Genomic DNA, 26,841 nt, shown 5'->3' with positions numbered 1-26,841 from the left:
GGCGCGCCTTTGCCACGCGTCTGCGCGAAAGACAAGCCCGGTGTGCGCTGGGTGCCCTTCAATGCGCGTTGGGTGCCCCTATCCACCTCGCGAGGGTGAAAAGCGGGCCGAAATCCGCCTGCCCGCCCGCCGGGGCCGATGCTTGGCGTTGCGGGCATTCGAGGCAATAGGCCTGTGCGCCCTGGGCGCTGAGCAGCAGGCGCGCGTTCTTCGCAAGGGCCTGTCCGAATCCGGCCTGGCGCGCGGTCAGCAGCGCAATGAAATCATGGGCCGGGGCGGCTTGTTCGCTGTCCTTGCGGAGCATTTCCTGCAGCAGGGAGCGATAGGGATCGGTCTTGCTGCCGAGATATTTCGCATGCCATCCGCCATCCTTCAGCCCCGCCTTCCCGGCCGCCCAGGCCAGCGCGTCATCGAGGCCGCCATATTGGTCGACCAGGCCGATCTGCCGCGCGGTCCCGCCATCCCAGACGCGCCCTTGCGCGATCTCGTTGACCTGAGCCGGTGTCTTGCCGCGCGATTTCGCGACAATGGTGAGGAAGCGGGCATAGCCGTTCTCGATCGCGGCCTGCGCCATCGCCTGGGTTTCGGGATTGAGGCCGCCCAGCAGGTCGGGCTGGCCGGACAGCGGCGTGGTGCGGACGCCGTCGCTGGTGATCCCCCACTTGGCCAGCGTATCTTCGAAGGTAGGCACCACCGCGAATATGCCGATCGAGCCGGTGATGGTCCCGGGTTCCGCGAAGATCCGGTCCGCCGGGGTGGACACCCAGTATCCCCCGCTGGCCGCGACATTGGCCATCGAGACGACGATAGGTATCCTGCGCGCCTTGTGGCGGAGAATCGCGCGGCGGATTTCCTCGGAGGCCATGACCGATCCACCGGGCGAATCCACCCGCACGACCAGCGCGGCCAGATCGTCCGTCAAGGCCTCGTCCAGCAATTCGGCGATCCGGTCTCCGCCGGCGGTGCCGGGGCCGGCGTCGCCATCCACGATCTCGCCCGCCACCGTTATCACTCCGATGGCCTTGCCGGGCTTGGGCGGCTTTACCGCCGCCAGCCAGGCGTCCAGCGAGGTATGCGCATAGGCGCCGGGGCTGTTGTCCCAGCTGTCCGCGCCGGCGAGCCGGGCGACCCGGTTGCCGAAGGCCGCCTTGTCCCCCAGCCGGTCGACCAGACCCGCGGCGAGGGCGGCCCTGGCCGCGTCTCCCCGGCTGGCCGTCAGCCATTGCACCGGATCGCGCGTGACCTTTGCCAGATCGGCCTTGGGACGGGCCTTCTTCACATCCGCCTGCCATTCCTGCCACATCGCCTGATAGAGCGAGGCCGCGTTTTCCCGCGCTTCGGGCGACATGTCGTTGCGCAGAAACGGCTCGACCGCCGATTTGTAGGTGCCGACCCGGAAGACATGCGCCTTTACCTGCAGCATCTGTAGCAGCCCCCCGAAATAGGGGCGTTGCCCGCCCGGTCCGGTGATGACCGCGCCGCCCATCGGATCGACCCATACCTCGCTGGCATGGGCGGCCAGCATCATGCCATCGTCGACATAGGCATTGGCGAAGGCCAGCACCGGCTTCTTCGCGGCCCGCGCCCGGTCCAGCGCTGCGCCGATCTCCGCCAGATGGACCTGCCCGCCGCCCAGGAAGCGGGAGAGATCGAGCACGATCACCTTGATCCGCTTGTCCTGCGCGGCGGCATCTATCGCGCGCACCAGGTCGCGCGCGGGATATTCCCCGGGGGGAAAGGTGTCGGACAGCAGAAGCTGCAAAGGATCAATGTCCGCCGCTTCCTCGACGACCGAGCCGTCGAGGTCGAGCAGCAGGGCGCCCTCCCGCACCATTCCGGGACTGGGCCGCATGGTCAGCGCGCCATAGAGCAGCGCGAAGAAGAGGAGCAGGAAAAGCAGGGAAAGGCCGTCCTTGATCCCCACCAGCAGCCGCCACACCTTGCCCGCGAAACTCATGACCGGAGGGTTCCTTGCGCGATAGTCGTCATGGCCGCCTTTCTAGGGCGGGGTGTGGGGATACGCCACCGGAAAGCTGCGCCTCGGCAAAAGCGCTTGAGTGCCGCTGCGCGCTCCACTAAGGGCTTGGCTTTAATGACATCCGAACGACCATCCGACCCGGGCCGCTATCCTGCAGGCGGGCTGGCCTTCCCGCATCGCGGGCTATTGGGCATCGGCGAACTCCAGACCCATGAAATCCTGTTCCTGCTGGATGAAGCGGAGCAATGGGTGGAGTTCAATCGCCAATCCGCCAAACATGCCGGGATGCTGGGCGGGCTGACCATCATCAACGCCTTCTTCGAAAACTCCACCCGCACGCTGCTCAGCTTCGAGATCGCGGGCAAGCGGCTGGGTGCCGATGTGGTGAACATGCATGCCGCAACCTCGAGCGTGAAGAAGGGGGAAACCCTGATCGACACGGCGGTCACGCTCAATGCCATGCGCGCGGATGCGATCGTCATACGCCATGCCAGCTCGGGTGCGGTCGCGCTGATCGCGGATCAGGTCGATTGCCCGGTAATCAATGCGGGCGACGGCAGCCACGAACATCCCACCCAGGCCCTGCTGGATGCGCTGACCTTGCGCCATGCGCTGCGCGAGCGCGGCCGGGAGGAGTTCAATGGCCTGGTGGTGACGATCTGCGGCGACATCCTGCACAGCCGGGTCGCGCGCTCCAACATATTGTGTTTGACCGCGCTGGGGGCGCAGGTGCGCGTATGCGCTCCGCCCGCCCTGATGCCGGCCGCGGTGGAGGAGATGGGGGCGAGGCCCTATACCGATTTCGATGCCGCGCTGGACGGGGCCGAGGCCGTGATGATGCTGCGCTTGCAGAATGAGCGGATGGACGGCCAGTTCATCCCGTCCCCGCGCGAATACCGCTATCTCTACGGGCTGACGGCGGAGCGGCTCGCCCGCGCCGGGCCGGATGCGCTGGTCATGCATCCGGGGCCGATGAATCGCGGTGTGGAGATCGACAGCGACGTGGCGGACCTGCCGGGGCGCAGCCTTATCACGCGGCAGGTCGAGATGGGCGTCGCGATCCGCATGGCCTGCCTCGAAGTGCTCACCCGAAGGGCGCGGGGCGTCCCCGGCTGGGCACCCGACCAAGGGCAGCTGGCATGAAGCAGCAGCGGCCCATCATCATCACCGGCGGCCGTCTGGTATGCCCGGACGGCGTGCGCGAAGGATCGGTCCGCCTGGTCGACGGGCGGATTGCCGCAGTCGGCGATTGCACGGCGGAACCGGGTGACGAACTGGTCGATGCCGGCGGCAAGCTGGTCACGCCCGGGCTGGTCGATCTGGGGGTTTTCGCGGTGGACAAGCCCGCCTTCCATTTCGGCGGCATTACCCGCGCGGCGCTGATGCCTGACCAGTCGCCGCCGCTGGACCATCCGGCGCGCGTCCGTTTCCTGGCCTACAGCGGCAAGCCGGATCTGTGGGTTCACCCCCTGGCCGCGGCGACGCGGGGGCTGCAGGGCAAGGAATTGGCGGAACTCGCGCTGATGCGCGATGCCGGCGCCCGGGGCATCGCGACCGGGCGGCGCTGGATCGAAGATAGCGGCGTGATGCTCCGCCTGCTGCGCTATGCGGCGATGCTGGACATGGTGGTTGTCACCCATGCCGAGGATGCCTCGCTGGTGGGCGGTGCAGTGGCCACAGCAGGCTATATGGCGACCCGGCTCGGCCTTGCCGCCGCGCCGGCCGAGGCGGAAGCGCTGGCGGTCGCGCGCGACATCGCGCTGGCCGAAATGGCAGGTGCGCGCCTGCATTTCCGGCAAGTGACCACACGCTCCGCGCTTGATCTGGTGCGCGCCGCGAAAAAACGCGGGGTCGCGGTCACCGCAGGGGTGACGCCCGCCCATTTCATGCTGTCCGATCTCGCCATCGCGAATTTCCGGACCTTCGCGCGGCTTTCACCGCCCTTGCGGGAAGAAGCGGATCGCAAGGCGGTTCTGGAAGCCATCGCGGATGGGACGATCGATGTCGTGGCTTCAGGCCATGATCCGCGCGGCCCGGAGGACAAGCGGCTGCCGTTCGCCGATGCGGAACCGGGCATGGCCGGGGCGGAAACCCTGCTGGCGATGCTGCTCTCGCTGGTGCGCGACGGCGTTATCCAGCTGGCCGACGTGTTCCGCCTCGCGGCGCGGACCCCGGCCGCGCTGCTCGGGGTCGATGCGGGCGAGCTGGCCCGGGGCGCGCAGGCGGATATCGCGATCGTCGATCCGGACCGGCCGTGGATCATCAGTTCCGACAGGATGGCGGCCAGCGCCGGAAACACGCCGTTCGACCGCCAGCCCGCGCAGGGGCGCGTCGTCACGCTCTACAAGGGCGGGGTGCGGGTCGGCCAGTAGCGCCAATGGACCAGAAAAGGAAAGGGGCGGCGGTTTCCACGGCCGCCCCCACTCTCAATGAATATCAGTTGAGTGCGCCGGGCAGCGGGCTGCCCATGTGGTAGGAAATGCATCCCCCGCCGCGCTGTTTCACAGTGTTGCAAAGGCTGCGGGCTTCCGTCTGGGCGAAGCCGGTGGCGGATACCCGCCAGTAGTTCCTGCCATTGACCACCGCGCGCGTGATCTTCATCGGATGGTTCCCAAGGCCGGAATAGCGCTTGCCGAATACGCCGACTGCGCGGCGGGCGCCATCTTCCGAAGTGAAGGAACCCAACTGCACGAGATGCTTGCCGGTGCCCGGCTTAGGGGCCACGACCGCCTTCTGGCGCGGCTTGATGCCGACACGCTCCGGAATCGCCTGCACGGCTGGCGAGGATACGAAGCGCACGCTGTCCGCGATCACCGCGGCCGGGGTCGCGCCAGCGGGAGCGGCAATCGCGTCCGTCGCCACGGCGGCCTCGAAATTCTGCGGCTGGCTCCGGACCGGCGCTTCATAGCGGGCAAGCTCGACCGGCTCCGGCGCGGTCGTGGTGGCGGTTAGCGGCGGCAATTCGCCGCTTGCCTCGGTCCGGGCCGGTGTGGCCGGGCGGCTGCTCGCGGCTTCGGCGGCAAGCTGTTCCACCGTCGGCGTGTTGCCGAGCGCCAATGCGGCGGGCTGGCCAGGATCGGCCCGCCCCGCCGGCACGTCGAGCAAGGTCGCGATGCGCTGCTGGAAGGCCAGCGGGCTTGCGGTTTCGGCCCATTCGCCGATGCGATCGTTGATCTGGTCGGCGGGAACATCCTGCGACGCCATCACGCGCGCTTCGCGCCAGCGCCCCGCCAGCGCATAGGAATAGGCGAGATTCTGACGAATCTTCGATGTATTCTCACCCCCGCGCAGAGCGCTTTCGAGGATATGGATGCCGCGTTCCGGCTGCCCGGCCAGCGCATAGGCGAGGCCAAGGTCGCCGGGGGCGATCTCGTCGCGCGTTTCGTCGAGCACGGCCAGCGCATCCCTGAAATTGCCCGATCCGATATTGGCGAGAGCCAGGCTCAGCGCGGTGCGCGGCCCGGTATCGCCCAGCGCGATCGCATCGTTGAACGACGCGGCCGCGGACTGGAACCGGCCGTCGTTGAGATAGGCGCTGCCCAGCGCGGCGCGGTGGGCAGCGTTATGCGGATCGGCCATCACCGAACGTTCCGCCGTGGCGACCGCCTTGCCGGTCTTGCTCTTGGCAAGCGCCCGTTCCGCCTTGGTCGCGGATGCATCCGCCCGGACGCCGCCGGGCGTGGTGCAGCCCGCCAGTGCGGCGGTGGCCAAGGCGGTGGTAACGGCAAGGCCGAGAAGCCTGGTGCGGTTCGGATCACGGTTCATGACAAGTGCCCCCTGTAATTCCCCTGCGGCTCAGCGCCGTTTGACCTGAGCGGCCAGCGCTTCGAGTTCCGGCATCTCGTCGAGCAGCGCGTCGAGCGCTTCCGTGACGAGTTGCTGGGCGCTGAGGTTGCGGATGGTGCTGGCCAGGCGGAGCTTCAGATGCCGCTCGCCATCCAGCCGCAGTGTGAAGGCCGCCCGGCGGCCTTCCGCCAGCGCCGAACGGCGCGAACGGCCCGGCTTCTTCGCCGGAACATGCGATCCGTTGAGCACCTTGCTCGCAGGTTCGATGGCCGGCGCCTGTTCCATCCCTTCGATCCGGGCGGAGATTTCCTCGCGCTGCAGGATGACCTGAGGCTTGCCGGGCGCCTCGACCGACCCGGCTTCCTCAGCGATCTGCCGGGCGTTCTCGGCCAGCTGGGCCGCTGCTTCCCGATCTCCCGCCGCGGTTTCGGCGCTTACTTCCGGCGATTTCGGCGCCGGGGTCAAAGGCAGGATATCCGCGGCATGGCGCGGTTCGTCCGATTCGCCCATGTCGTTCCAGCCGAGGTCTTCGAGGGCGATCGCGGCCTGCGTTTCGATCCGCGGGAAATGTTGCATCTGGGGCCGCATGGCGGGGCGCGCCGCACCCTTCCGGGCGAGGAGGCTTCCGCTCAGCGAGGCAAGTGGCTTCGGTTCGCTCATGGTTCGCAACCCCCTGCTCAGGACTGGGCGATGCGGCGGCCGAAACCCGCAGCAGGGCGATGGGCTCCGGGCATCATCTGCATGGCGCCCGGCGCGGCGAAGATGGTCCGGCGGAAATTGCGTTCGAGGCGGTCCGACATATAGTTCCAGAGCGCTTCGATTTCCTTTGACGAGCGGCCGTTCGGGTCCACTTCCATCACCGTGCGCCCGTCGATCATCGAGGCGGCATAGTCGGTGCGATGGTGCAGCGTGACCGGAGCGACGGTGCCGTGCTGGGAAAGGGCGACGGCGGCTTCCGATGTGATCTTGGCCTTGGGCGTCGCTCCATTGACGACGAAGATCAGGGGCTTGCCCGCGCGTTCGCACAAATCGACGGTGGCGCCCACCGCGCGCAGGTCGTGCGGCGAGGGGCGGGTCGGCACCACGATCAGTTCCGCGACCGAGATCACCGACTGGATCGCCATGGTGATCGCCGGTGGGGTGTCGATCACCGCCAGGCGGAAGCCCTGCTGCCGCAGGGTGGCCAGGTCGCCGGCGAGGCGCGCGACGGTGGTCTGCGCGAAAGCGGGATATTCCGCCTCGCGCTCGTTCCACCAGTCCGCAAGCGAGCCTTGCGGGTCGATGTCGATCAATACGACCGGGCCCGCCCCGGCCCGTTGAGCCTGAACGGCCAGATGGCCGGAGAGGGTGGTCTTGCCCGATCCCCCTTTTTGCGAAGCCAAAGCCAAAACGCGCAAGGCTGGTTCCCCCTGAATCAAACATTTCGCCGGACAAAGGTCCGCCAATCCAGCCACGGGATCGCAGATCGCCCCTAATTTTGAGTTAACGACGCTTCCGCAAACGCCGGGGTTCCGCGGATCTGGCTGGGGGAGAGCCATGCAGAAACGTTTTGCTAACGGCCCGTTCACTATGGCATCCCACCGAAAGGCCATGAACGGAGGCAAGGACATGAGGTTCGGTCACGGATTATCGCTGCTGGCGGCGGTTTCTGCGTTGGCACTGGCCGGGCCGGTCCATGCGGATGTGAAAGCGGGCGTCGATGCGTGGAGCGCGGGGGATTACGCCACGGCCGTGAAGGAGTGGCGGGAGCCGGCCGCCAAGGGCGATCCCGACGCGCAGTTCAATCTCGCCCAGGCCTATCGTCTCGGTCGCGGCGTGGCGCAGGACGAAGCCAAGGCGCGCGAGCTTTACGCGGCGGCGGCCAAAAGCGGCCATATCGAAGCGGGCGATCACTACGGTCTGATGCTGTTCCAGGCGGGCCGCAGGGAAGAGGCGCTGCCTTATGTGCAGGCGGCGGCCGGGCGGGGCGATCCGCGTGCGCAATATCTGCTCGGCATCGCCTATTTCAACGGGGATTTCTTCGAGCAGGACTGGGTCCGGGCCTATGCGCTGATGACGCTCGCCCATTCCGCCGGGCTGCCCCAGGCCGTGCCTGCGATGGCGCAGATGGACGAGTTCATCCCGCTTGCGCAGCGGCAGGAAGGAGCCGGGCTGGCCGCGACCTTGAAGAAGGATGCCGAAGCCGCGCGCGCCAGCCAGCTTGCCGCGGCCGATCTCGGCGGCCCCGCTGTGGCGGCGGCGGCACCCGCCGTAACGCCCCCTGCGGCAACGCCCCCCGCCGCAACATCCAGAGTGCCGCGCCCGGTGGAAACCATGTCTCCCGCGCCGTCCACCGCTTCCGAGCCCGACGGCGTAGCCAGGGCCAGGATCGCGGTGGCGGAGGCGGTCAACGCCACCGGCGCGGAAAGTCCGGCCACGGCCGGAGCGGATTACGCGCGGCCGGCGACCGAGCCTGCAAAGCCCGCAGCCGCGCCGCAGCCGCCGGTCCCAACCCCAACTCCTGCACCCGCGAAACCGGCCCCGAAACCAGACGTTGCAGCCAAGGAACCCGCCGCGCCCAAGCCACCCATTGCGGCGAAGCCTGCCGTTCCGTCGCCTTCGGCATCCCCCGTTTCCACGGCGGCAGCGGCCAAGCCGGCGTCCGGCCCGTGGCGGCTCCAGCTTGGCGCTTTCTCCGTACCCGGCAATGCGGACAAGATGTGGAAGCAGGTTTCGGGCCGTCCCGAACTGTCCGGCAAGACCAGGGCCGTAACCACGTCCGGGCGCCTGACCCTGCTCGCCGCCGGAGGGTTTACCAGCCAGGCCGACGCCAATGCCGCCTGCGCTTCTCTCAAGCGTGCCGGGCATAGCTGCCTTGTGACTCGCTGAACGGCGAGCGGCCCGGCCCTGAAGTGACCGAACCGAACCCGGCCCCGCGGCAAGCGGGTCGCATCGTTACGCTGGATTTCATTCGCGGCGTGGCGGTGCTCGGCATATTGTTCGCGAACATCGTCGCTTTCAGCCAGCCGATGCAGGCCTATTACTGGCCAGTCGCCATGCAGCCGCCGATGAGCCGGGCGGACGAGGCCGTCTGGCTCGCGCAATATCTGCTTGTCGACGGCAAGATGCGGGGCCTGTTCAGCCTGCTGTTCGGGGCCGGAATGGTGCTGTTCGTGGACAGGCAGGGCGCGCGGCTGCAATTGCGGCGGCTGTTCTGGCTCGCCTTGTTCGGATTGGCGCATTATTTCCTGCTGTTTCGCGGCGACATCCTGTTCACCTATGCCTTTTGCGGCCTGTTCGCCCTGGTCGCGGTGCGGCTCGACGCATTGCGGCAACTGACGCTCGGGCTTGCGCTCTACGTGCTGGGCGGGTTGTGGATCAGCCTCATGTATATGCCGCAATTGGCCATCGAGGATGCGGCGCTCGCCAAGTGCCCCGGCAATGTCCAGTGCGTGCTGACCGAGGAGGACCGGGCCTATTGGTCCGCGGTCGATGCGCAGGTCGAGGAGGCGCGCCGGGAAAGCGAAGTGATGCGAGGCGGCTTTGCCGGCATCGTCGCCTATAATGTGCGGGAGCATGGCTGGGAGGCGGTGGATGGCGCGAGCCTCGCCCTGCTCGAGACGCTGCCGCTGATGCTGATCGGCATGGGCCTGATGCGGGCGGGCTTCTTCCAGCGCATCCCGCCAGGGCGCCGCTTGCTGGGTTGGGGGCTGGGGGGAATCGCCGCCGGGATAGTCCTCACCCTGCCGCTTGCGCTGTGGGTCGCGGGGGCGGGGCATCCCTTCTACCGCAGCGGTTTCGCCTTTCTCGGCCCGGCGCAATTGACGCGGCTTCCGATGATCCTGGGGCTTGCGGCCTGTCTCGTCTGGCTTGCCCCGCGCCTTGCCGGGGGATGGCTGGAGGGCAGGCTGGCGGCCGCCGGCCGCATGGCGTTCAGCAATTACCTCGGGATGTCGCTGCTGATGGCCTTCCTGTTCCAGGGCTGGGGCCTCGGCCGATTCGGCACGCTGGACCGGATCGACATGCTCCAGCCGGTGCTCGGCGGGTGGATACTCATGCTGGCCTGGTCGAAACCCTGGCTCGGCCGGTTTCGCTATGGCCCGCTGGAATGGCTGTGGCGTTGCCTGACCTATGGGCGGTGGTTTCCCCTGCGCCGATAGGTCTTGCTACTGCAATCTATTCGCATTAGATTGGGAGGCGAATCCGGGAGAAGACGCGTGTATATCTGCATTTGCAATGCCGTTCGTGAGACAGAATTCCGCAATTGCGCCCGCCGTGTCTCCGGCTGCGCGGAGACTGTCCTGAACGCACTGGGCAAGCAGCCGCAATGCGGGCAATGCCTGTGCGAGGCGGAGGAAATCCTCAACGAGGAGCGGGAGTGCGTGGCCGCTTAATCGCGAAGCGATTTCAATATTCTGACCGCGACTGATAGACGTTCGCAACACGCGGAAATTCAACGATTTTTTGCCAGGCAGCCTTGCCTATTCCTGTCTCTGCGGGCATAATCCGCCCATGCAATGCCGGAGACAGAAGAGATGAAGGGCGACCCGCAGGTTATCGACTACCTGAACAAGGCGCTGACCAATGAGTTGACCGCGATCAACCAGTATTGGTTACATTACAGGACCTTGCACCATTGGGGCGTGCGCAAGCTCGCCGAGTATGAGCGGCACGAGTCCATCGACGAGATGAAACATGCGGACACGCTGGCCGAGCGTGTGCTGTTCCTTGATGGGTTGCCCAATTTCCAGGCGATCAATCGCCTGAAAGTCGGGGAAACGGTGGAGGAGATCCTCAAGGCCGATCTCGCTCTGGAGATGGAAGCGATTCCGCTGCTGCGCGATGCGATCCAGTATTGCGAGCAAGTGCGCGATTACATCAGCCGGGAAATTTTCGAGCGGATTCTGGAAAGCGAGGAGGAGCATGTCGATTTCCTCGAAACCCAGTTCGAGATGATCGAGCGGATGGGCTTGCAGAACTACGTCCAGTTGCAGAGCGAGGCTTCGGGAGAGGATTGACTCTCCCTTTCCGCGCCCGCCTGGCTTGGGGGACGCGGCCTGGCTCGCCTGCGGCACCGTTCGGCCCATGCCGGCGGCGGGCCGTGCCCCGAACATCGCCTGGCGCGTTAACCGTTCCAGCGTCGTCGCAGCCGGGCGATCCCCGGCCTTCCGCTATCATGCGCGGCGCGGCTGGAGGTAATCATATGCAGATCAAGACACTATTCCTGACCGCCGCGGGCGGCCTGGCATTGGCAGGCTGCGCTGCGAAGGAAGAGGTGGCGGCAGCGCCACCGCCGCCGGGTTCCGTCCCCGGCTCGACCGCCGCCGACCGTGATGGAGACGGGATCGTCGACGGTTACTACACGTCCGACGGCGTCTATCACCCCTATTACACGCCTCCCCCACCGCCTCCGCCGCCTGCCCCGAGCGGCACGGGAGAGCGAGGCTGATAGCATTGCCTGGCAAGAAAGGGGCCGCTCATAGCCTGGTCTATGGCGGCCTCTTCGCTCTCGCTTCCCTGGGATGGGCCGGACCGGCACTGGCGGCGGATGCCCCGGCCGGAACCGCCAATCCCGCTTCCGCGCCCGACGCCGCGATAGCCGCCCAACTGCGGGAACGGACCTCCGGCGCGCTGCGCAAGTTCTACGCGGGGCGGGACTATCGCCCGCTGTGGATCAGCCGGGGGAAGGTCGGCCCGGAAGCGCAGACGCTGCTCTCCTATCTGGAAAGCGCAAGGCTCGATGGCCTCAAGCCTTCGCGCTATCCGGTCGAGAAATTGCGCGAACGGCTGGCGGCAGCTCGGGGCGGCGGAGCCGAGGCGCTGGCCCGCGCGGAAATCGACCTGTCCGATGCCTTCGCCAGATATGTGCGCGACATGCGCAAGCCCGGCAAGGTGCGCATGGAATATGCCGAGCGCGGGCTGAAGCCCGGCAAGCTGGGCGTGGAAACGGTGCTGCGCGCCGCCGCCCTGCCGAAATCCCTTGGCGACTACATGGCTTCGATGGGCTGGATGAGCACCCATTACGTCACCATCCGCAAGCTGCTCAGGCAAAGCGCGGACCGGGGCGACAGCGCCGAGCTGCAGCGCAGGATCCGGCTCAATCTGGAACGGGCGCGGCTGCTTCCCTCGCCTGCGGTGCGTCATATCGTGGTCGACGCGGCCTCCGCCCGGCTCTGGTATTACCAGGCCGGCAAGGAGCAAGGCTCGATGAAGGTGGTGGTCGGCACGAACGAAACGCGGACCCCGATGATGGCGGGGGCGCTGAATTACGCGATCCTCAATCCCTACTGGAACATTCCGGATTACCTCGTGCGCGACAATATCGCGCCCAAGGTGCTGGCCGGGCGGACCTTCAAATCGCTGAACATGGAAGTGCTGTCGGACTGGAGCGCATCGGCGAAGAAGGTCGATCCCGCCACGGTGGACTGGCACGCGATCGCCGCCGGGAAGCAACTGGTGCGGGTGCGCGAGCTGCCCGGCCCGAAGAACTCGATGGGCAAGGTGAAATTCGTCTTCCCCAATGACGAGGGCATCTATCTGCATGATACGCCGAACAGGGATCTGTTCGCCAGGGCAGACCGGCACCTCAGCAATGGCTGCATCCGGCTGGAAAGGGCCGCGGAGCTGGGTAAGTGGCTGATGGGCAAGCCGGTCGCCACCAAATCCAAGCAGCCCGAGCAGGCCATTGCGCTGACGGTGCCGGTGCCGGTCTATCTCACCTATCTGACAGTCGCCCCGTCGAAGAAGGGCGTGGAGGTGCTGGACGACGTCTACGGCATGGATTGAGGGCTGGCTGGGCGCTGTCGGGAAGTGTCCTTCAATGGCCGGAATTGCCAATTGTCAGTGCCGGGCCGACACGTTACCAAACGGTGATGGGAGACAAAACCGATACCGGGCTGATCAAGCTGATGGCGTGGTCGGGCGTGTTGCTGGTCATCAGCCTTGGCTCCAGTTACGGGCTGATGGGGTTTCTGCCACCGCCATCGCCGAATCTGACTCCGGACGCCCTGAAAGCGGTTTTTGTCGAGCGCTCGACGCGCATCCTTTTCGGCACCGCGATCGAATGCCTTGGATTCACGTTCTATCTGACGTGGGCGTGTTCGATCATTATGGTCATGCGCAAGATGGAATCGGGCCTTCCGGTTCTCAGTCTGACCTCGCTGGCAAACGCTGGCGGCGGCTACGTGCTGTTCCTGATGATGCCGTTCACCTGGGCCGCTTTGGCTTATCGTGCGCCCGGTCTCGACGCCTGGTTCGTTCAGTTCATGAATGATTGGGCCTGGTTCGTGTTCATATTGAGCTGGCCGCCCTTCGCGATCTTCATGATCATGATTGCCATCGCCATTTTCCGGGACCGCAATGCAAGCCCGCTGATGCCCCGCTGGATCGCATATTATAATCTGTGGTGCGCTCTCACCATCAGTCCGGCCTTGCTGATCGAGTTCTTCAAGACGGGACCCTTCACCTATGCGGGGGCGATCGACTTCTGGATGATATTCGCGGTGTTCTTCGGCTGGATGGTCGTGATGACCGTGGCGACCGTCAAAGCCTGCGACCGGATACGTGCCATGGAAGACACGCCGGGCGGCGTGCTCGCGTAACCCAAGGCCCGGGGAGAGGGACCTAAGCCTTCATCGTCATTTCCGCGAAAGCGGGATCGTTGTGGGCAGCGGGGCACGTCGCTTCGCGGAGAGTGTGGATGCGCAGGGTGCATTTATCCACGCACCTCGGCGTCACTCCTTCGCGTAGGGGTTCTTTGCGCTGCGCAGGGTCAGCCGGACCGGAACCGCATCAAAGCCGAGGTCGCGCCGGATGCCGTTCACCAGATAGCGGCGGTAGCTTTCGGGCAGCAGGTCCAGCCGCGATCCGAAGATCACAAAGCTGGGCGGCCGGGTCTTGACCTGGGTGATGTAGCGCAGCTTGATCCGCTTGCCGCCGGGCGCGGGCGGCGGATTGGCGGCGAGCGCATCGTCGAACCAGCGATTGAGGCCGGACGTCGGCACCCGGCGCGACCAGGCTTCCCTGATCTCGAAGGCCGCGCCCAGCATGGTGTCCAGCCCCTTGCCGGTGCGCGCGGAGATGGCAAACAGCGGCACACCGCGAATCTGGGCCAGCCCGTCCTCCAGCGCCTGCCGGACGCCGTTGAACAAGGCCGAGGCGTTTTCGGCCACATCCCACTTGTTGATCGCGATCATCAGCGCGCGGCCTTCCTCCAGCACCATGGAGGCGATCTTGAGGTCCTGATGCTCCAGCCCCTTGGTTGCATCGAGCAGCAGCACCACCACTTCCGCGAAATCGATGGCCCGGCGCGCGTCCGCCACCGAGAGCTTTTCCAGCTTCTCCGTGACCCGCGCCTTCTTGCGCATGCCCGCCGTGTCGATCAGGCGGATGTCGCGCCGCTCGCCGGTTTTCGGATCGGTCCATTGCCAGTCGATCGCGATCGAATCGCGCGTGATCCCGGCTTCCGGCCCGGTCAGCAGCCGGTCTTCGCCTAATAGCTGGTTGATGAGGGTGGACTTGCCCGCATTGGGCCTGCCGACGATGGCGAGCTTGAGCGGGCCGGACGGCACTTCCTCGTCCTCCGCAAGCTCGCCGCCGGGCAGGTCGTCGTCCTCGTCGTGTTCTCCGATCACGGGTAGCAAGGCCTCGAACAGGTCGCCCAGCCCTTCGCCATGCTCGGCGGAAAGCGGCACCGGATCGCCCAGGCCCAGCGCATAGGCTTCCAGCACGCCCGGCTCGCCCGCGCGGCCTTCCGCCTTGTTGGCGATGACGATCACCGGCAGCGCCTGCTCGCGCAGCCAGCGGCCGATTTCCTCGTCCAGCGGGGTGATTCCGGCGCGCGCGTCGATCACGAACAGCGCGACATCGGCACCCTTGACCGACACTTCGGTCTGCGCCCGCATCCGGCCGGGCAGGGTTTCCGGGTCCTCGTCTTCCCAGCCCGCCGTGTCCACGATCTGGAAGTCCAGCCCGAGCAGGCTCGCTTCGCCGAAGCGGCGGTCGCGGGTGACGCCGGGCTGGTCGTCCACCAGCGCCAGCTTCTTGCCGACCAGCCGGTTGAACAGCGTGGACTTGCCCACATTGGGGCGGCCGATGATGATTACCTGCGGCAGCTTGTTATGGGCGTGGGGCGTCGACATGATCCGCCAGCCCTGACCCGTCCGGCAAAATTTGGCAAGCATCCGGCAAATTATTGCCGGCTTGTTTACCAAATCTTGCAGGCCCGGAATAACTTTGCCGTGCCATTTACCATCCCATGACGGGACGATTTTTCCTTGCCGCCGGCCTTGCCCTGGCTGTTGCTTCGACCTCCGCTTCCGCCGCGGCGGTGGTGACGGATGACAGGGATCAGTTCCCGGATTCCGGGATTCAGGACGGCAAGCCCTATCTGCAATGCGTTCCCTATGCGCGGCAGGTGTCGGGCATCCAGATCTATGGCGACGCCTGGACCTGGTGGGGCCAGGCCGAAGGCCGCTACAAGCGGGGCAGCAAGCCGCGGGTCGGCGCGGTGATGGCGTTCCAGCCCTATCGCAACATGCAGCTCGGCCATGTCGCGGCGGTCAGCCGGGTGGTCGATTCGCGCACCGTGCTGCTGCGCCATGCCAACTGGTCGCCGATCGACGGCCGCCGGGGGCAGATCGAGGACAATGTCCGCGCGGTGGACGTTTCGCCCGAAAACGACTGGAGCATGGTGCGCGTCTGGTATGCGCCGATTCAGGGGATGGGCACCACGGCGTGGCCGGTGCGGGGCTTCATCTATGGCGACAAGTCGAAGCCCGCTGCCGCGGAAACCCGGCTTGTCCGCACCAATGAAGCCGGAAAGAAAGCGAAATCGGGCAAGGACCCGATCGGCGCGATCATCGCTGCGCGGCTGTGATGCCGGGCAGGGCAGGCCGTTTCAGCCTGCCTTTGCAACCGGGGCGTCGTCGCCCAGATCCTCGAACCAGGCTTCGACCGGCCCATTGAGCTTGAGCAGCAGGGGCTGGCCCTTGCGGTCCACGGTCTTGCCCGCCTGGACCTTCACCCAGCCTTCGGAAATGCAATATTCCTCGATATTGTTGCGGACCGTGCCCTTGAACTTGATCCCGATCCCGCGCTGCAGCTTGTCGGCGTCGAAATACGGGCTCAACGGGCTGATGGCCAGGCGGTCGGGCGGCAAATCGGGGCCGCCGGTCTGTTCGGTGCTGTCGTTCATCCGCGCCCCTTATAATCGTGGCGCCCGCTGCGCAATGGCCCGCTTCAATCCGGCGCGGGCCTGATTTCGGGCGGGGAAGGCGGGGAATCGATCGAATCCGGGTCGGGCTGCCTGATCTCGTCGGGGTTTTCGCCCTGCTCGATCCGGTCGCCGCCGGGCACCTTCACCGTGTCGCCGTCCGGCTGCTTTATGGTGTCTCCATCGGGTTCGGTGTCCGGGGCGGCAGGGGGCGGGCGCGTCGCCGGGGCTTGCGGCCCGGCCTTTCCATCCCTGGGCGTGGCATGTCGGGGCATCTGCAAGTTCCTTTTTCGGCTTATCCCATGGGAACGCGAAAGCGGCCCGCCCTGTTCCGCTTGCCCTTTGCCTTGTCGGTCGATAAGGGCGCTTCCCTGTTTTGCAGGTATCCGGCCTGTAAGGGCTTCGTAGGGCCGCGGGCGTGGCGGAACTGGTAGACGCGCTGGATTTAGGTTCCAGTATCGCAAGATGTGGGGGTTCGAGTCCCTTCGCCCGCACCAGTCCCCTCTCGGAGGTTCCTACGTATCGGAATTTGGGAAGGCTTTGGTAAGTCATGCAGATCGTCGAAAAGACAAATGAAGGTTTGAAGCGCGCCTATGTGCTGACCATTTCCGCGGGCGACATCGCCGCGCGGGTGGATACCGAGGTGAAGCGGATCGCGCCGCAGGTGCGGATGCCGGGCTTCCGCCCGGGCAAGGTGCCTGCCAATCTGGTGAAGAAGATGCACGGCCCGGCCCTGCATTCCGAGGCGCTGAACACCACGCTGCGCGAATCGGTGGACGAGCTGGTGCGCGAAAAGGCGCTGCGCCCCGCGCTCCAGCCCAGGATCGAGCTGGGCGAAGGCTATGAGGAAGGCAAGGATGCCGAACTCACCGTCGAGCTGGAAGTGCTGCCCGAGATCGAGGCGCCCACCATCGACGGGCTCAAGCTGGAAAGGCTGACCGTGCCGGTCAGCGATGCCCAGGTAGATGAAGCGCTGGCCAATCTCGCCCAGAATCAGAAGAGCTTCAAGGATGCTCCGAAGACCAGGAAGGCGGCCGAAGGCGACCAGGTGGTGGTCGATTTCCTCGGCAAGCTGGATGGCGAGCCGTTCGACGGCGGCGCTGCCGAGAATCAGGCGATCGAACTGGGCGCGGGCCGCCTGATCCCTGGTTTCGAGGACCAGCTCGTCGGCCTCAAGGCCGGTGAGGAGAAGGTCATCACCGTGACTTTCCCCGAGGATTATCCGGCGGAAAACCTCAAGGGCAAACCCGCGACCTTCGACATCAAGGTCCATGCGGTGAAGGTTCCCACCGAAACCAAGGTGGACGATGAATTCGCCACCTCGCTTGGCCTCGACAGCCTCGACAAGCTCAAGGACATCCTGCGCGGCCAGCTGGAACAGGAAACCGCCGGCTTGACCCGCACCCAGATGAAGCGCGCGCTGCTCGACCAGCTTGCCGCCGGGCACGATTTCCCGGTGCCGCCGTCGATGGTCGATGCCGAATTCGATCAGATCTGGGCGCAGCTCCAGCAGGAGGCGGCCAAGGAGGAAGATCCCGAGGCGGCCCTGAAGGAAATCGAGGCGGAGAAGGACGAATACCGTTCGATCGCCGAGCGCCGCGTCCGGCTCGGCCTGCTGCTGTCGGAGATCGGCCAGGCCAATGGCGTGGAAGTGACCCAGCAGGAAATGCAGATGCTGGTGGCGCAGGCCGCCCAGCGCTATCGCCCGGAAGACCGCCAGCGCTTCGTGGAGTTCGTCCAGTCGAACGCGATGGCCGCGGCCCAGCTGCGCGCGCCGCTGTATGAGGACAAGGTCGTCGACTTCCTGTTCGACAAGGCCGAAGTGACCGAGCGCGAAGTGACTCGCGAAGAGCTGGAAGCCGCGATCGAAGCGGGCGAGACCGAGGCGGAAGCGAAGCCCGAAACGAAGAAGAAGGCTCCCGCCAAAAAGGCAGCCCCGAAGAAGGCGGAAGCCAAGGCGGATGCGGATGCGGAAAAGCCCGCTCCGAAGAAGGCCGCTACCGCCAAGGAAAAGGCGGAACCGGCTGAAAAGCCCGCCGCCAAAAAGACGCCTGCGGCCAAGGAAGCGGCCGAGCCCGCTCAAAAGCCCGCGGCAAGGAAGGCCGCTCCGAAGAAGGCCGAAGCCGAGCAGGAAGCCGCCAAGCCCGCCAAGGCTCCGGCCAAGAAGGCTGCTCCGGCCAAGGCCGACGCGGCTGAAAAGCCTGCCGCCAGGAAGGCTCCGGCGAAAAAGGCTCCGGCCAAGAAGTAATCGGGATTTCCGGCCCGGCGTGAACCTCATGCCGGGCCGCGATCTTCCCGCCGCCCGGAATCGGCCGCGGCCGCCGGCGCACGCAGTCATGGCGGCACGCCGCGCGATTTAAGGCTTTGGAGATGATCCGGCCTGGGTTAGCGTCGCACCATGGATATTGATCGCAAATTCGGCAGGATCGCGCGCCATGCGGTGGCGGCGGTGCTGCTGTTGCTGATCGCCGTTCATGCGATGGTGCCGGCCGCCCCGCCGCTGGAGCGCACCAGCGGTTCCGCTTTCAGCTCCACCACTGTCGATGTTTCCCTGCTTGGCGGGCGGATGCTCGAAGGCATCAAGCGCGTGGTCGGCCTCGTGCCGGTTCCGCTGGCCGCGATCGCGCATCCGGTTTATCGGCGTGCGGCGCAAGCGCCTGTCGCGCAGCGTCCCTTCGCATGGCCGGATGCCATCGGCCCGCCCTGGCATTCGATCGCTTCTTCTCCTCTCGCGCCGAGGGCGCCCCCTGCCGCGTGATTGTCGCGGGCCGCGCTGCCGCGCGGTCCTTGTTCAATCGAATGAGGCAGACCCATGAAGACAGACAGACAGGAACTCCCAGGCAGAGACGAGCGGCGCGCGATGATCGAATGGCTGATCGGGCGCTATCCCGCCCTTGAAGCCGACGAACTGGCCGAAGTGCTCCGCTATCTCAGGAAAGAGGCCAGCGCGCAGGATGTCGCGCTGATCGCCTCGAACGAGCGCATATACGGCCCTTACCGCCAGCTTGCCCGCGATCATCGGCTTGACCGGCCCGGTATCGTCGGGTGGATCGCCACCGCCGCGATGGTCGTCGCGATAATCGCATGTTTCATTCTTGCCCTGTTGGAGATCATTCCATGAATTCAGCGCGCCGGCCGCAATAAACGCCCATGCCCCATCACACTCCTCTCATCGGGACGATCGTAGCGGGTTTGGTCTTTGCTTTTGCGGCCGGTGCGCTGGCTCACAGGCTCAGGATACCGCCCATCGCGGGCTATCTGCTCGCGGGCGTCATCATCGGGCCGTTCACGCCCGGCTTTGTCGCCGATGCCGGGCTGGCCAACGAATTGTCGGAACTCGGCGTCATCCTGCTGATGTTCGGCGTCGGCCTCCATTTCTCCCTCAAGGATCTGCTTTCGGTTCGCGGCATCGCGGTGCCGGGGGCGATCGCGCAGATCCTGGTCGCGACCCTGCTCGGCTCGCTGATGGGCTGGGCGATGGGCTGGCCGCTGCTGGCCAGCGTCATGTTCGGGCTGGCCCTCTCGGTCGCGAGCACCGTGGTCCTGCTGCGGGCGCTGCAGTCCCGCAATCTGGTGCAGACCGAGCGCGGTCGGATCGCGGTTGGCTGGCTGATCGTGGAAGACCTCGTGATGGTGCTGACGCTGGTGCTGCTGCCGGCGGTCGTCGCCATCCAGAACAATCCCGATGGCACCGGCATGGCCGAATTGTTTCGCTCGGCTGGGGCCATCGCGCTCAAGGTGACGGGTTTCTTCGTGGTCATGCTGGTGGTGGGCAAGCGGCTCATTCCCTCGCTGCTGCACTGGACCGCCCATACCGGCTCGCGCGAGCTGTTCCGCCTTGCCGTGCTGTCCATCGCGCTTGGCGTCGCATTCGGCGCGGCGGTGGTGTTCGACGTCTCCTTCGCGCTGGGTGCCTTCTTCGCCGGGATGATCCTGGGCGAGACGCAGCTCAGCCGCCGCGCGGCCGAGGAAACCCTGCCGCTGCGCGATGCCTTCGCCGTGCTGTTCTTCGTTTCGGTGGGAATGCTGTTCGATCCGGGGGTGCTGCTCAAGCAGCCCCTGCCGCTGCTGGGCACGGTCGCGATCATTCTCGTCGGCAAGTCGGTGGCGGCATACGGCATCGTCCGGTTCTTCGGCTATCCCCGCCAGACCGCCCTGACCGTCTCCGTCAGCCTTGCCCAGATCGGCGAGTTCTCCTTCATCCTGGCGGGGCTGGGCGTGGGGCTGGGCGTCCTGACCGACGATGCGCGCGATCTCGTGCTTGCCGGGGCGATTCTCTCGATCCTGGTCAATCCGCTGCTGTTCGCCCTGATCGTGAAGGGGGGCAGGGCTTCCAGCAACGCGGAGCCTACCTCGCCCAGGCAGAAGGAGACAGCGCCGGAACCGCCGCCGCCGCTTCCCCCCGCGCGGATGGTGCTGGTCGGCTTCGGCCGGGTCGGCCAGCTGATCGCCCGCCAGGCGCTGGAGCGGGGCGACACGCTGACCGTGATCGAGGATCAGGGGGATATGGCGGAACTGGCGAAGAAAGCGGGCTTCACCGTGATCGTGGACGACGCCGCGGCCCATGGCGTGCTGGAAAAGGCGCGGATAGACGCGGCCACGACGCTGCTGATCGCGATCCCGGAAGGGCTGGAGGCCGGAGTAATTACGGTGCGGGCGCGGCAGATCAATCCCTCGCTGCGGATCATCGCGCGGGCGCATTCGGACGAGGAGGTCGAGCATCTGGCCCGCCACGGCGCGGATCATGTCGTCATGGGAGAGCGCGAGATCGCCCTGCGCATGGCCGCGCTGGCGGCCTCTCCGGGCGGAAAATAGGCGTTTCGCGGGCAGGGGCTGGGCAGGCGCGGCGCGAAAAGAGGTTAACCCCCTTGAACATCTCGGCCCGGGGCGCGACATAGGCGGTCGCAACCACAAGAGGATTTCCATGATCGATCTGTTTGGCGGCAGCTCCGCCTCCGCTTTCGGCACCCAGGGGCAATTCACAACCGATCCGGTCACTGGCGCGCTGGTGCCGGTCGTCGTGGAGCAGACCAGCCGGGGCGAGCGCAGCTTCGACATCTTCAGCCGCCTGCTGCGCGAACGCATCGTGTTCGTGACCGGGCAGGTGGAAGACGGCATGGCCTCGCTGATCGTGGCGCAGCTTCTGTTCCTCGAAAGCGAGAACCCGTCCAAGCCGATCAGCATGTATATCAATTCGCCCGGCGGCGTGGTGACGGCCGGCATGGCGATCCACGACACCATGCAATACATCAAGCCGCGGGTTTCCACGGTGTGCATCGGCCAGGCCGCATCCATGGGCAGCTTCCTGCTGGCCGCGGGCGAGCCGGGGATGCGGATCGCGCTGCCCAATGCGCGGATCATGGTCCACCAGCCGTCCGGCGGCGCGCGGGGCATGGCCTCGGACATCGAGATCCAGGCGCGGGAAATCCTGCGCATCCGCCAGCGGATGAACGATCTCTACGTGAAATATACCGGCCAGTCGCTGACCGAGATCGAGAAGACGCTGGATCGCGATACCTTCCTCGAAGCGGACGAAGCGCTGAAATTCGGCATCGTCGACAAGGTGTTCGAATCGCGGCCGGATACGGATGCGGTCGGTGAGGAAAGCGGCTCCGGCGGCGCGCCGGAAGCCTGACGCGGGGCGCGGGTTGGAAATTCCTAACCTTCCTGCTTCAGCTAAGGGCAAGTCGCCCGTGTTATTGATGACGAGTTGATAATTGGATTCGTCGGGTTAAACTCGGCGAATCCCCCCAAAATGGGGTTTGCAGGACAGAATATGACGAAACTCAGCGGATCGGACTCCAAGAGCACACTTTATTGCAGCTTCTGCGGCAAGTCGCAGCATGAGGTGCGCAAGCTCATCGCGGGTCCGACGGTTTTCATCTGCGACGAATGCGTCGAGCTTTGCAACGACATCATTCGCGAGGAAACCAAGGCCGGGATCGCGGGCAAGAAGGATGGCGGCGTTCCCACTCCGCACGAGATCTTCGACACGCTCAACGATTACGTGATCGGCCAGGATCGCGCCAAGCGCGTGCTTTCCGTCGCGGTGCACAACCACTACAAGCGGCTCAAGCACTCCGGCAAGGCGGGCGATGTGGAGCTTGCCAAGTCCAACATCCTGCTGGTCGGCCCGACCGGCAGCGGCAAGACCCTGCTGGCGCAGACCTTGGCGCGCACCTTCGACGTGCCGTTCACCATGGCCGACGCCACCACCCTGACCGAGGCGGGCTATGTCGGCGAGGATGTGGAGAACATCATCCTCAAGCTGCTGCAGGCGAGCGACTACAATGTCGAGAAGGCGCAGCAGGGCATCGTCTATATCGACGAGATCGACAAGATCACCCGCAAGGCGGAAAATCCCTCCATCACCCGCGACGTGTCGGGCGAAGGCGTGCAGCAGGCGCTGCTCAAGCTGATGGAAGGCACCACGGCCAGCGTTCCGCCGCAGGGCGGGCGCAAGCATCCGCAGCAGGAATTCCTGCAGGTGGACACGACCAATATTCTGTTCATCTGCGGCGGCGCCTTCGCGGGCCTCGAAAAGATCATCGCCGACCGGCTGCAGAAGCGTTCGATCGGCTTCGGCGCGCATGTCGCCGATCCGGACAAGCGCCGGGTGGGCGAGCTGCTGCAGAAGGCGGAACCGGAAGACCTGCTGAAATTCGGCCTGATTCCCGAATTCGTCGGCCGTCTGCCCGTCATCGCCACGCTCAACGATCTCGACGTGGCGGCGCTGGTCCAGATCCTGACCGAGCCGAAGAATGCGCTGGCCAAGCAGTATCGCAAGCTGTTCGAGCTGGAGGACGTGGACCTGACCTTCACCGACGAGGCGCTGGAAACCATTGCCCAGAAGGCGATCGCCCGGAAGACGGGCGCGCGCGGCCTGCGCTCCATCGTCGAATTGATCCTGCTCGACACCATGTTCGATCTCCCCGATCTCGAGGATGTGAGCGAGATCGTGATCGACAAGGACGTGGTGGAAGGCCGCAAGGAGCCGGTGCGCGTGCTCGGCGGCGAGAAGAAGAAGGAAGAGGCGGCCTAACCGGCTGGCTTCCTCAGCTCAGCAATTATCCGGCCCGGCGCGCAGCGATGCGTTCCGGGCCGTTTTCGTAACAGGGGCTTTTCGCAACAGGGACTATCGGAAAGCTCAGGCGCAGCCTTCCACATAGGCCAGCACCGGCATGGCGCCGACGTGGATCAGGCTGACCTTGCCGTCCTTGCCGATCTCGAAGCGCAACGCCGGATCGCCGCTGGCCGCATTGGGCGCGGTCAGATATTTCGCCGGCTTGTCCTCGTATTTGTGGGGTTCCTCGCGGAAGCCGGCGAACCACTTCTTCACGTCCTGCTCGGTGGAGCCGACGCCGGTCCCTTCGACCAGCTTCACGTCCGAACGCTGGCCCACCGTGATGCGCTGCACCTTGCCGCCTTCGACGATCGCATAGACGCCGGGATAGTCCGGCGAACTGACCGTGCGGCATTCGTCGCCGGTCTGCGCGCCGCGCTCCGCCCAGGAACCACCCTTGGGCACGGGCTGGCCGATCCGCAACTCGCCAAGCCCTTCCAGTCCGAGAACCCTGGCCGAAGCCGGGGTAGCCTGGGCCTGCGTTGGCTCCGCTTGAGTGGCGCCGGAAGGCACGGTTCCGCCCTGCTCCACCGCATCGCCGGATGTTTCGCCTTCCGGCTCCTTCGCGCCTTGCGAGCAGGCGCCAAGAACGAGGGCCAGGGAAAGGGCGGTGAGAAATGCCTGTTGTCGCATGGTGTCGGAACGCTGGCTCATCCGTCGAGTTCCTTGCGCCCGCTCGCGGCCAAAAGCGGACTTTCGCTGCAGATGGCCATTCCCGGCCGCACGATCTTGTATCAGCCTGACCGCAAAAGGAAAGCTGAAGCCCGCTGGCCCTGCAATCGCACTCTCGCAAGGGCGGAAAGCCTCTGCGCCCCCATTAATGGCGGTTGACGAATTTACGGAGATGGTGGCAAGCGGACTGTGCCGAGCGGGTATAGCTTAGTGGTAAAGCTCCAGCCTTCCAAGCTGGCTATGCGGGTTCGATTCCCGCTACCTCCATTAAAGTCTATAGAACGGCAGAAATCTGCGTGTAATGCGGATTTTTGCTTCCGAGTCGTGTCCATGAGTTCCGGTGAAAGCCAGTGTAATTTGGGGGCATTTACGGGGCCTGGCAAAAGCGGCAAAGGAAAATGCCCCCAAATGACTCTCACGGACAGAACGATCAAAGCGGCGAAGCCAAAGGAAAAGCCGTACAAGCTTAGCGACTCCAAAGGGCTCTATTTCGAGATCAGCCCGGCTGGTGGAAAGCTTTGGCGACTTAAGTATCGTATCGACGGTAGGGAGAAGAGGCTGTCCTTCGGCGCATATCCTGAAGTTAGTCTTGCAGATGCACGTGAGCAGAGAGATGAGGCCCGTTCGCTCCTCGTTAAAGATTAAATCGGCATACACTGAAGCGTGATACCGCCATCGAGCTTAATAACATTGCCGGTAATGTTGGCGCCGCCTGGGCCGGCAAGGAACGTGATCAGTTGCCCAAAATCGCCTGGCGTCTGTTCGCATCCCATCGGTGTGTTTTTGACGACATAGTCGAGAAAAATATCCCTTGGCGCCATGCCTTTAAACTCGGGCTTTCCTTCCGCCATCATTGCCGCAAGCCGCTCCCAGCCCGCAGTCCAGACCATGCCTGGACAAATGGCGTTGACGCGGATCTTGCTCGCCCCCAATTCGAGGGCCAAGCTCTTGGTCAAGCTAATTACCCCGGCCTTGGCGGCGGCATATGCGGGGATTCCTGGCATGGCGAGCACACCCGCGATCGAGGAGAAGTTGATGATGGAGCCCCCGCCGCGCGCCTGAATATGTGGAATGGCCGCTTTGCAGCCCGCAAAAGTGGTGCGCAGATTGCTCTGAAGTTGGAAGTCCCAACCTCGTTGCGTGACGTTGGAAAAGGGAGCGCCCGTTCCCATGTCCTCAGGGTCCGTCCCGGCACCGCCTGCGGTGTTGACCATAATGTCGAGACCGCCCAGTCTTTCCACAACCTCCGCCGTTGCTGCCGTCATTTGCGCTTCTTCGGAGGAATCGGCGCCTATGCCGATCGATCCGTTTCCTAATTCCGTCGCCGTTTTCTCGGATAGCGCTTGATCAAGGTCCAAAATCGCTACGGTGGCACCTTCAGCAATAAGACACCGTGCAATGCCTACCCCAATACGCCCAACACCCCCGGTGACGATTGCCACCTTTCCATTTAGATATCCCATTTTATTTCAACCTTCTATTTATGAACAAAAGAAAGATCCGAAGACTTTAAGGCAGTTAAAGCACAACCCATCCGACTTCTTGGTGCCGGACTCTACTCAAGATCGGTGACACTTCAAGGGAGCGTGTCAGGGCGTTGCTTCCCCGGGTGCATTTGCCCCGGCAGAGAGCCGGTATGCATTTGATGCACAGCATACCGGCTCAACCCAGCAATATTTAAAGCGGTTTCCAATCTGGCTTAGGTAATGTCGGCCAGATTTTCGCTTCGGCGATCAGCCATTGCGCCAAAGCACTGTTTACCTTTGTGGGCTCCTGAGGCGCACTCCAATGGCCCGTCGGAATCGAAACGGCGGTGAGGTTAGCAATTTTCTCTCGCATCTCCTTGCCCAATGGCGGGTTGCGAACGGTATCGCACCAGGCATCGTACTCTGCGGAGAAGTACAGGACGGGCATGTCGAGCCTGCCGCCATTGACCGCGCGCTTTGTATATTCTGCATTGGCCTGGCTATTCATATAAAGCGAGTCAGGACCAAAAAATCCGTTTCTGGTGTATGCTTCGACATACTGGGCGAGAACTTTCTCGCTGACGATATCATTATCGCGTTCAGATGGTGGCGGCGGCGCGTCATTGCCAAACCAGCCACCGCGTGCGCGAACTCCGGCGGTGATGGTCGGCTTGGAGATATCCTCGGGATCTGGTTTCCTGAGGAATAACGTAAAGAACGCCTCAACATTTTCGTCGAATATCTTGCGCGCGCGATCGAAATTTTCTTCATAGAAAAGCATGTAGTCCCAAGGACCGTTGGGATGCTCCTCCTCGTCATAAATCTTGCGATCGATAACACTGATAAGATGTTCGATGCCCATTTCAACCATACGGTATGGCACGTTGAGGCTGACAAGCCCATGGAAGCGCTCTGGGTAATGAGCCCCGAGGCTCCAGACTACGACACTGCCCCAATCATGGCCAATCCAGACTACCTTCTCAGCGCCCAGAGCATCTTGAAATTCTAAGAGCTGCTTATTGATATTCTCCATGGAATAGGCTTCGTGGGTGTCGTGTACGTCTGATCGGCCGAAACCAGGCAGATCGATCGCGATGGTGCGGAAACCCAATTGACCAAAAACAGGCAATTGCTTGCGGAACAATAAAGCAAGCGAAGGCCACCCGTGAACGAAAATCAGGATAGGACCGTCTGCTGGACCGCTTTCCAGATAGGAAAGACCCCCACGCGGCAACCTTTGATATTTCTCCCGAATTTCTCCGTCACGATTTTCCATCTAGGCATTCTCCTGTCCCATAGTGATATTTGTCGGCTCAGCGAGCCTCAGGCAGATAGCATATAACCTGCCAGCCAGACTGAACACCCTTCAAACTGAAGGCTTGCTTCTCTCATCAAGATGGAGCTAGCTGTCCCTGCCCTTGAGGAAAGAGCGAGGGTGGGGCGTCAGAACCTCGGAACACTGTCGCCGGTCGAGATATACTCGGCCGGGTGGCCGTCACGCATGTCCAGGGTCCGCCTAAAGGTGGCGGCGCCCTGTGACAGTGCAGGGTTCTGAACACCCGGCTCGCCCGGTGCCCCTTAATTCAGTTTGTGAGGGGCACATGCAGACTTACTGGTAATATTA

At 64.6% G+C, this 26,841-nt stretch carries 27 protein-coding genes and 2 tRNA genes; 19 read left to right on the top strand and 10 right to left on the bottom strand.

The features are described 5' to 3' along the window. Positions 1 to 58: 58 nt before the first annotated feature. Positions 59 to 1,957 (bottom strand): signal peptide peptidase SppA, encoded by a 1,899-nt coding sequence (gene sppA / locus U8326_RS09995; protein WP_324740088.1) that lies wholly within the window; start codon positions 1,955 to 1,957, stop codon positions 59 to 61. 135 nt (positions 1,958 to 2,092) lie between these two features. Between sppA and U8326_RS09990 the strand changes: the two genes are divergently transcribed. Together U8326_RS09990 and U8326_RS09985 are read left to right on the top strand one after the other, a co-directional pair. Next, entirely contained in the window at positions 2,093 to 3,121 is a 1,029-nt protein-coding gene (locus U8326_RS09990) for an aspartate carbamoyltransferase catalytic subunit (protein ID WP_324740086.1), read from the top strand. Beyond that, the gene (locus tag U8326_RS09985) at positions 3,118 to 4,350 is read left to right on the top strand and encodes a dihydroorotase (protein WP_324740084.1); all 1,233 of its coding nucleotides are present in this window, start codon (positions 3,118 to 3,120) and stop codon (positions 4,348 to 4,350) included. The genes U8326_RS09990 and U8326_RS09985 overlap by 4 nt, the downstream gene beginning before the upstream one ends. A gap of 64 nt (positions 4,351 to 4,414) precedes the next feature. Here the strand turns inward: U8326_RS09985 and U8326_RS09980 are convergent, their stop codons facing one another. The 3 genes from U8326_RS09980 to U8326_RS09970 are packed head-to-tail and all read right to left on the bottom strand — an operon-like array spanning position 4,415 to position 7,161. After that, on the bottom strand, positions 4,415 to 5,743 hold the full coding sequence (locus U8326_RS09980) for an SPOR domain-containing protein (protein ID WP_324740082.1): 1,329 nt from the start codon (positions 5,741 to 5,743) through the stop codon (positions 4,415 to 4,417). 30 nt (positions 5,744 to 5,773) lie between these two features. Beyond that, complete coding sequence (locus tag U8326_RS09975) at positions 5,774 to 6,424, bottom strand: hypothetical protein (RefSeq protein WP_324740080.1); 651 nt, start codon at positions 6,422 to 6,424, stop codon at positions 5,774 to 5,776. 17 nt (positions 6,425 to 6,441) lie between these two features. Next, positions 6,442 to 7,161, bottom strand: coding sequence for a ParA family protein (locus tag U8326_RS09970; protein WP_324740078.1), 720 nt, complete (start codon positions 7,159 to 7,161; stop codon positions 6,442 to 6,444). A 211-nt stretch (positions 7,162 to 7,372) separates the two neighbouring features. On the opposite strand from U8326_RS09970, the gene U8326_RS09965 reads away from it, so the two are divergent. The 7 genes from U8326_RS09965 to U8326_RS09935 all read left to right on the top strand — a co-directional run bounded on the left by U8326_RS09965 (position 7,373) and on the right by U8326_RS09935 (position 13,344). Next, positions 7,373 to 8,632 (top strand): SPOR domain-containing protein, encoded by a 1,260-nt coding sequence (locus tag U8326_RS09965; protein ID WP_324740076.1) that lies wholly within the window; start codon positions 7,373 to 7,375, stop codon positions 8,630 to 8,632. A gap of 23 nt (positions 8,633 to 8,655) precedes the next feature. Beyond that, positions 8,656 to 9,903, top strand: a complete 1,248-nt coding sequence (locus tag U8326_RS09960) for a DUF418 domain-containing protein (protein ID WP_324740074.1) — start codon at positions 8,656 to 8,658, stop codon at positions 9,901 to 9,903. A gap of 57 nt (positions 9,904 to 9,960) precedes the next feature. Next, positions 9,961 to 10,137, top strand: coding sequence for a ferredoxin (locus tag U8326_RS09955; RefSeq protein ID WP_324740073.1), 177 nt, complete (start codon positions 9,961 to 9,963; stop codon positions 10,135 to 10,137). Between the two features lie 141 nt (positions 10,138 to 10,278). Next, positions 10,279 to 10,761, top strand: a complete 483-nt coding sequence (gene bfr / locus U8326_RS09950) for a bacterioferritin (RefSeq protein WP_324740072.1) — start codon at positions 10,279 to 10,281, stop codon at positions 10,759 to 10,761. A 185-nt stretch (positions 10,762 to 10,946) separates the two neighbouring features. Then, the gene (locus U8326_RS09945; protein WP_324740071.1) at positions 10,947 to 11,192 is read left to right on the top strand and encodes a hypothetical protein; all 246 of its coding nucleotides are present in this window, start codon (positions 10,947 to 10,949) and stop codon (positions 11,190 to 11,192) included. 5 nt (positions 11,193 to 11,197) lie between these two features. Continuing rightward, a complete protein-coding gene (locus U8326_RS09940) occupies positions 11,198 to 12,529 on the top strand; it encodes a L,D-transpeptidase family protein (protein ID WP_324740069.1) in 1,332 nt (443 codons plus the stop codon). Beyond that, positions 12,526 to 13,344 (top strand): hypothetical protein, encoded by an 819-nt coding sequence (locus U8326_RS09935; protein ID WP_324740067.1) that lies wholly within the window; start codon positions 12,526 to 12,528, stop codon positions 13,342 to 13,344. Before U8326_RS09940 ends, U8326_RS09935 begins: the two co-directional genes overlap by 4 nt. A 132-nt stretch (positions 13,345 to 13,476) precedes the next feature. On the opposite strand, the gene der is transcribed toward U8326_RS09935, so the two are convergent. Then, a complete protein-coding gene (der, locus tag U8326_RS09930) occupies positions 13,477 to 14,883 on the bottom strand; it encodes a ribosome biogenesis GTPase Der (protein ID WP_324740065.1) in 1,407 nt (468 codons plus the stop codon). Between the two features lie 116 nt (positions 14,884 to 14,999). On the opposite strand from der, the gene U8326_RS09925 reads away from it, so the two are divergent. Continuing rightward, a complete protein-coding gene (locus tag U8326_RS09925) occupies positions 15,000 to 15,620 on the top strand; it encodes a CHAP domain-containing protein (RefSeq protein WP_324740063.1) in 621 nt (206 codons plus the stop codon). 21 nt (positions 15,621 to 15,641) lie between these two features. Here the strand turns inward: U8326_RS09925 and U8326_RS09920 are convergent, their stop codons facing one another. Further along, entirely contained in the window at positions 15,642 to 15,938 is a 297-nt protein-coding gene (locus tag U8326_RS09920) for a DUF3297 family protein (protein ID WP_324740061.1), read from the bottom strand. A 44-nt stretch (positions 15,939 to 15,982) separates the two neighbouring features. Continuing rightward, entirely contained in the window at positions 15,983 to 16,231 is a 249-nt protein-coding gene (locus U8326_RS09915) for a hypothetical protein (protein ID WP_324740060.1), read from the bottom strand. 137 nt (positions 16,232 to 16,368) lie between these two features. On the opposite strand from U8326_RS09915, the gene U8326_RS09910 reads away from it, so the two are divergent. The 7 genes from U8326_RS09910 (at position 16,369) to clpX (ending at position 22,998) form a co-directional block, all read left to right on the top strand. Then, a tRNA-Leu gene (locus U8326_RS09910) sits at positions 16,369 to 16,453 on the top strand. Between the two features lie 53 nt (positions 16,454 to 16,506). Then, positions 16,507 to 18,204: a trigger factor gene (gene tig, locus U8326_RS09905; protein WP_324740059.1), complete on the top strand. Its 1,698-nt coding sequence runs from the start codon at positions 16,507 to 16,509 to the stop codon at positions 18,202 to 18,204. A 150-nt stretch (positions 18,205 to 18,354) separates the two neighbouring features. After that, on the top strand, positions 18,355 to 18,714 hold the full coding sequence (locus U8326_RS09900) for a hypothetical protein (protein ID WP_324740057.1): 360 nt from the start codon (positions 18,355 to 18,357) through the stop codon (positions 18,712 to 18,714). A gap of 54 nt (positions 18,715 to 18,768) precedes the next feature. Further along, positions 18,769 to 19,077, top strand: coding sequence for a hypothetical protein (locus U8326_RS09895; protein ID WP_324740056.1), 309 nt, complete (start codon positions 18,769 to 18,771; stop codon positions 19,075 to 19,077). Positions 19,078 to 19,106: 29 nt separating this feature from the next. Then, a complete protein-coding gene (gene ybaL / locus U8326_RS09890; RefSeq protein WP_324740054.1) occupies positions 19,107 to 20,771 on the top strand; it encodes a YbaL family putative K(+) efflux transporter in 1,665 nt (554 codons plus the stop codon). Between the two features lie 109 nt (positions 20,772 to 20,880). Beyond that, positions 20,881 to 21,591 carry an ATP-dependent Clp protease proteolytic subunit gene (locus U8326_RS09885; protein WP_324740053.1) on the top strand — a complete coding sequence of 237 codons (711 nt, stop codon included), beginning with the start codon at positions 20,881 to 20,883 and terminating at the stop codon, positions 21,589 to 21,591. Positions 21,592 to 21,732: 141 nt separating this feature from the next. Beyond that, positions 21,733 to 22,998: an ATP-dependent Clp protease ATP-binding subunit ClpX gene (gene clpX / locus U8326_RS09880; RefSeq protein WP_324740052.1), complete on the top strand. Its 1,266-nt coding sequence runs from the start codon at positions 21,733 to 21,735 to the stop codon at positions 22,996 to 22,998. Between the two features lie 105 nt (positions 22,999 to 23,103). On the opposite strand, the gene U8326_RS09875 is transcribed toward clpX, so the two are convergent. Then, positions 23,104 to 23,733: a hypothetical protein gene (locus tag U8326_RS09875; protein WP_324740050.1), complete on the bottom strand. Its 630-nt coding sequence runs from the start codon at positions 23,731 to 23,733 to the stop codon at positions 23,104 to 23,106. 216 nt (positions 23,734 to 23,949) lie between these two features. Between U8326_RS09875 and U8326_RS09870 the strand changes: the two genes are divergently transcribed. Together U8326_RS09870 and U8326_RS09865 are read left to right on the top strand one after the other, a co-directional pair. Beyond that, positions 23,950 to 24,018 (top strand) — tRNA-Gly (locus tag U8326_RS09870). 141 nt (positions 24,019 to 24,159) lie between these two features. Then, the gene (locus U8326_RS09865) at positions 24,160 to 24,396 is read left to right on the top strand and encodes an Arm DNA-binding domain-containing protein (RefSeq protein WP_324740048.1); all 237 of its coding nucleotides are present in this window, start codon (positions 24,160 to 24,162) and stop codon (positions 24,394 to 24,396) included. Here U8326_RS09865 and U8326_RS09860 read toward each other — a convergent pair. Beyond that, complete coding sequence (locus U8326_RS09860) at positions 24,393 to 25,214, bottom strand: SDR family oxidoreductase (protein WP_324740046.1); 822 nt, start codon at positions 25,212 to 25,214, stop codon at positions 24,393 to 24,395. The genes U8326_RS09865 and U8326_RS09860 overlap by 4 nt on opposite strands. A gap of 214 nt (positions 25,215 to 25,428) precedes the next feature. Beyond that, a complete protein-coding gene (locus U8326_RS09855) occupies positions 25,429 to 26,493 on the bottom strand; it encodes an alpha/beta hydrolase (protein ID WP_324740044.1) in 1,065 nt (354 codons plus the stop codon). Between the last annotated feature and the right edge of the window lie 348 nt (positions 26,494 to 26,841).

The organism is Tsuneonella sp. CC-YZS046 (genome assembly GCF_035581365.1).
Taxonomy (GTDB): Bacteria; Pseudomonadota; Alphaproteobacteria; order Sphingomonadales; family Sphingomonadaceae; genus JAWKXU01.
The sequence above is the reverse complement of the archived record's forward strand: the minus strand, read 5'-3'. Positions and strand labels throughout refer to the sequence as shown.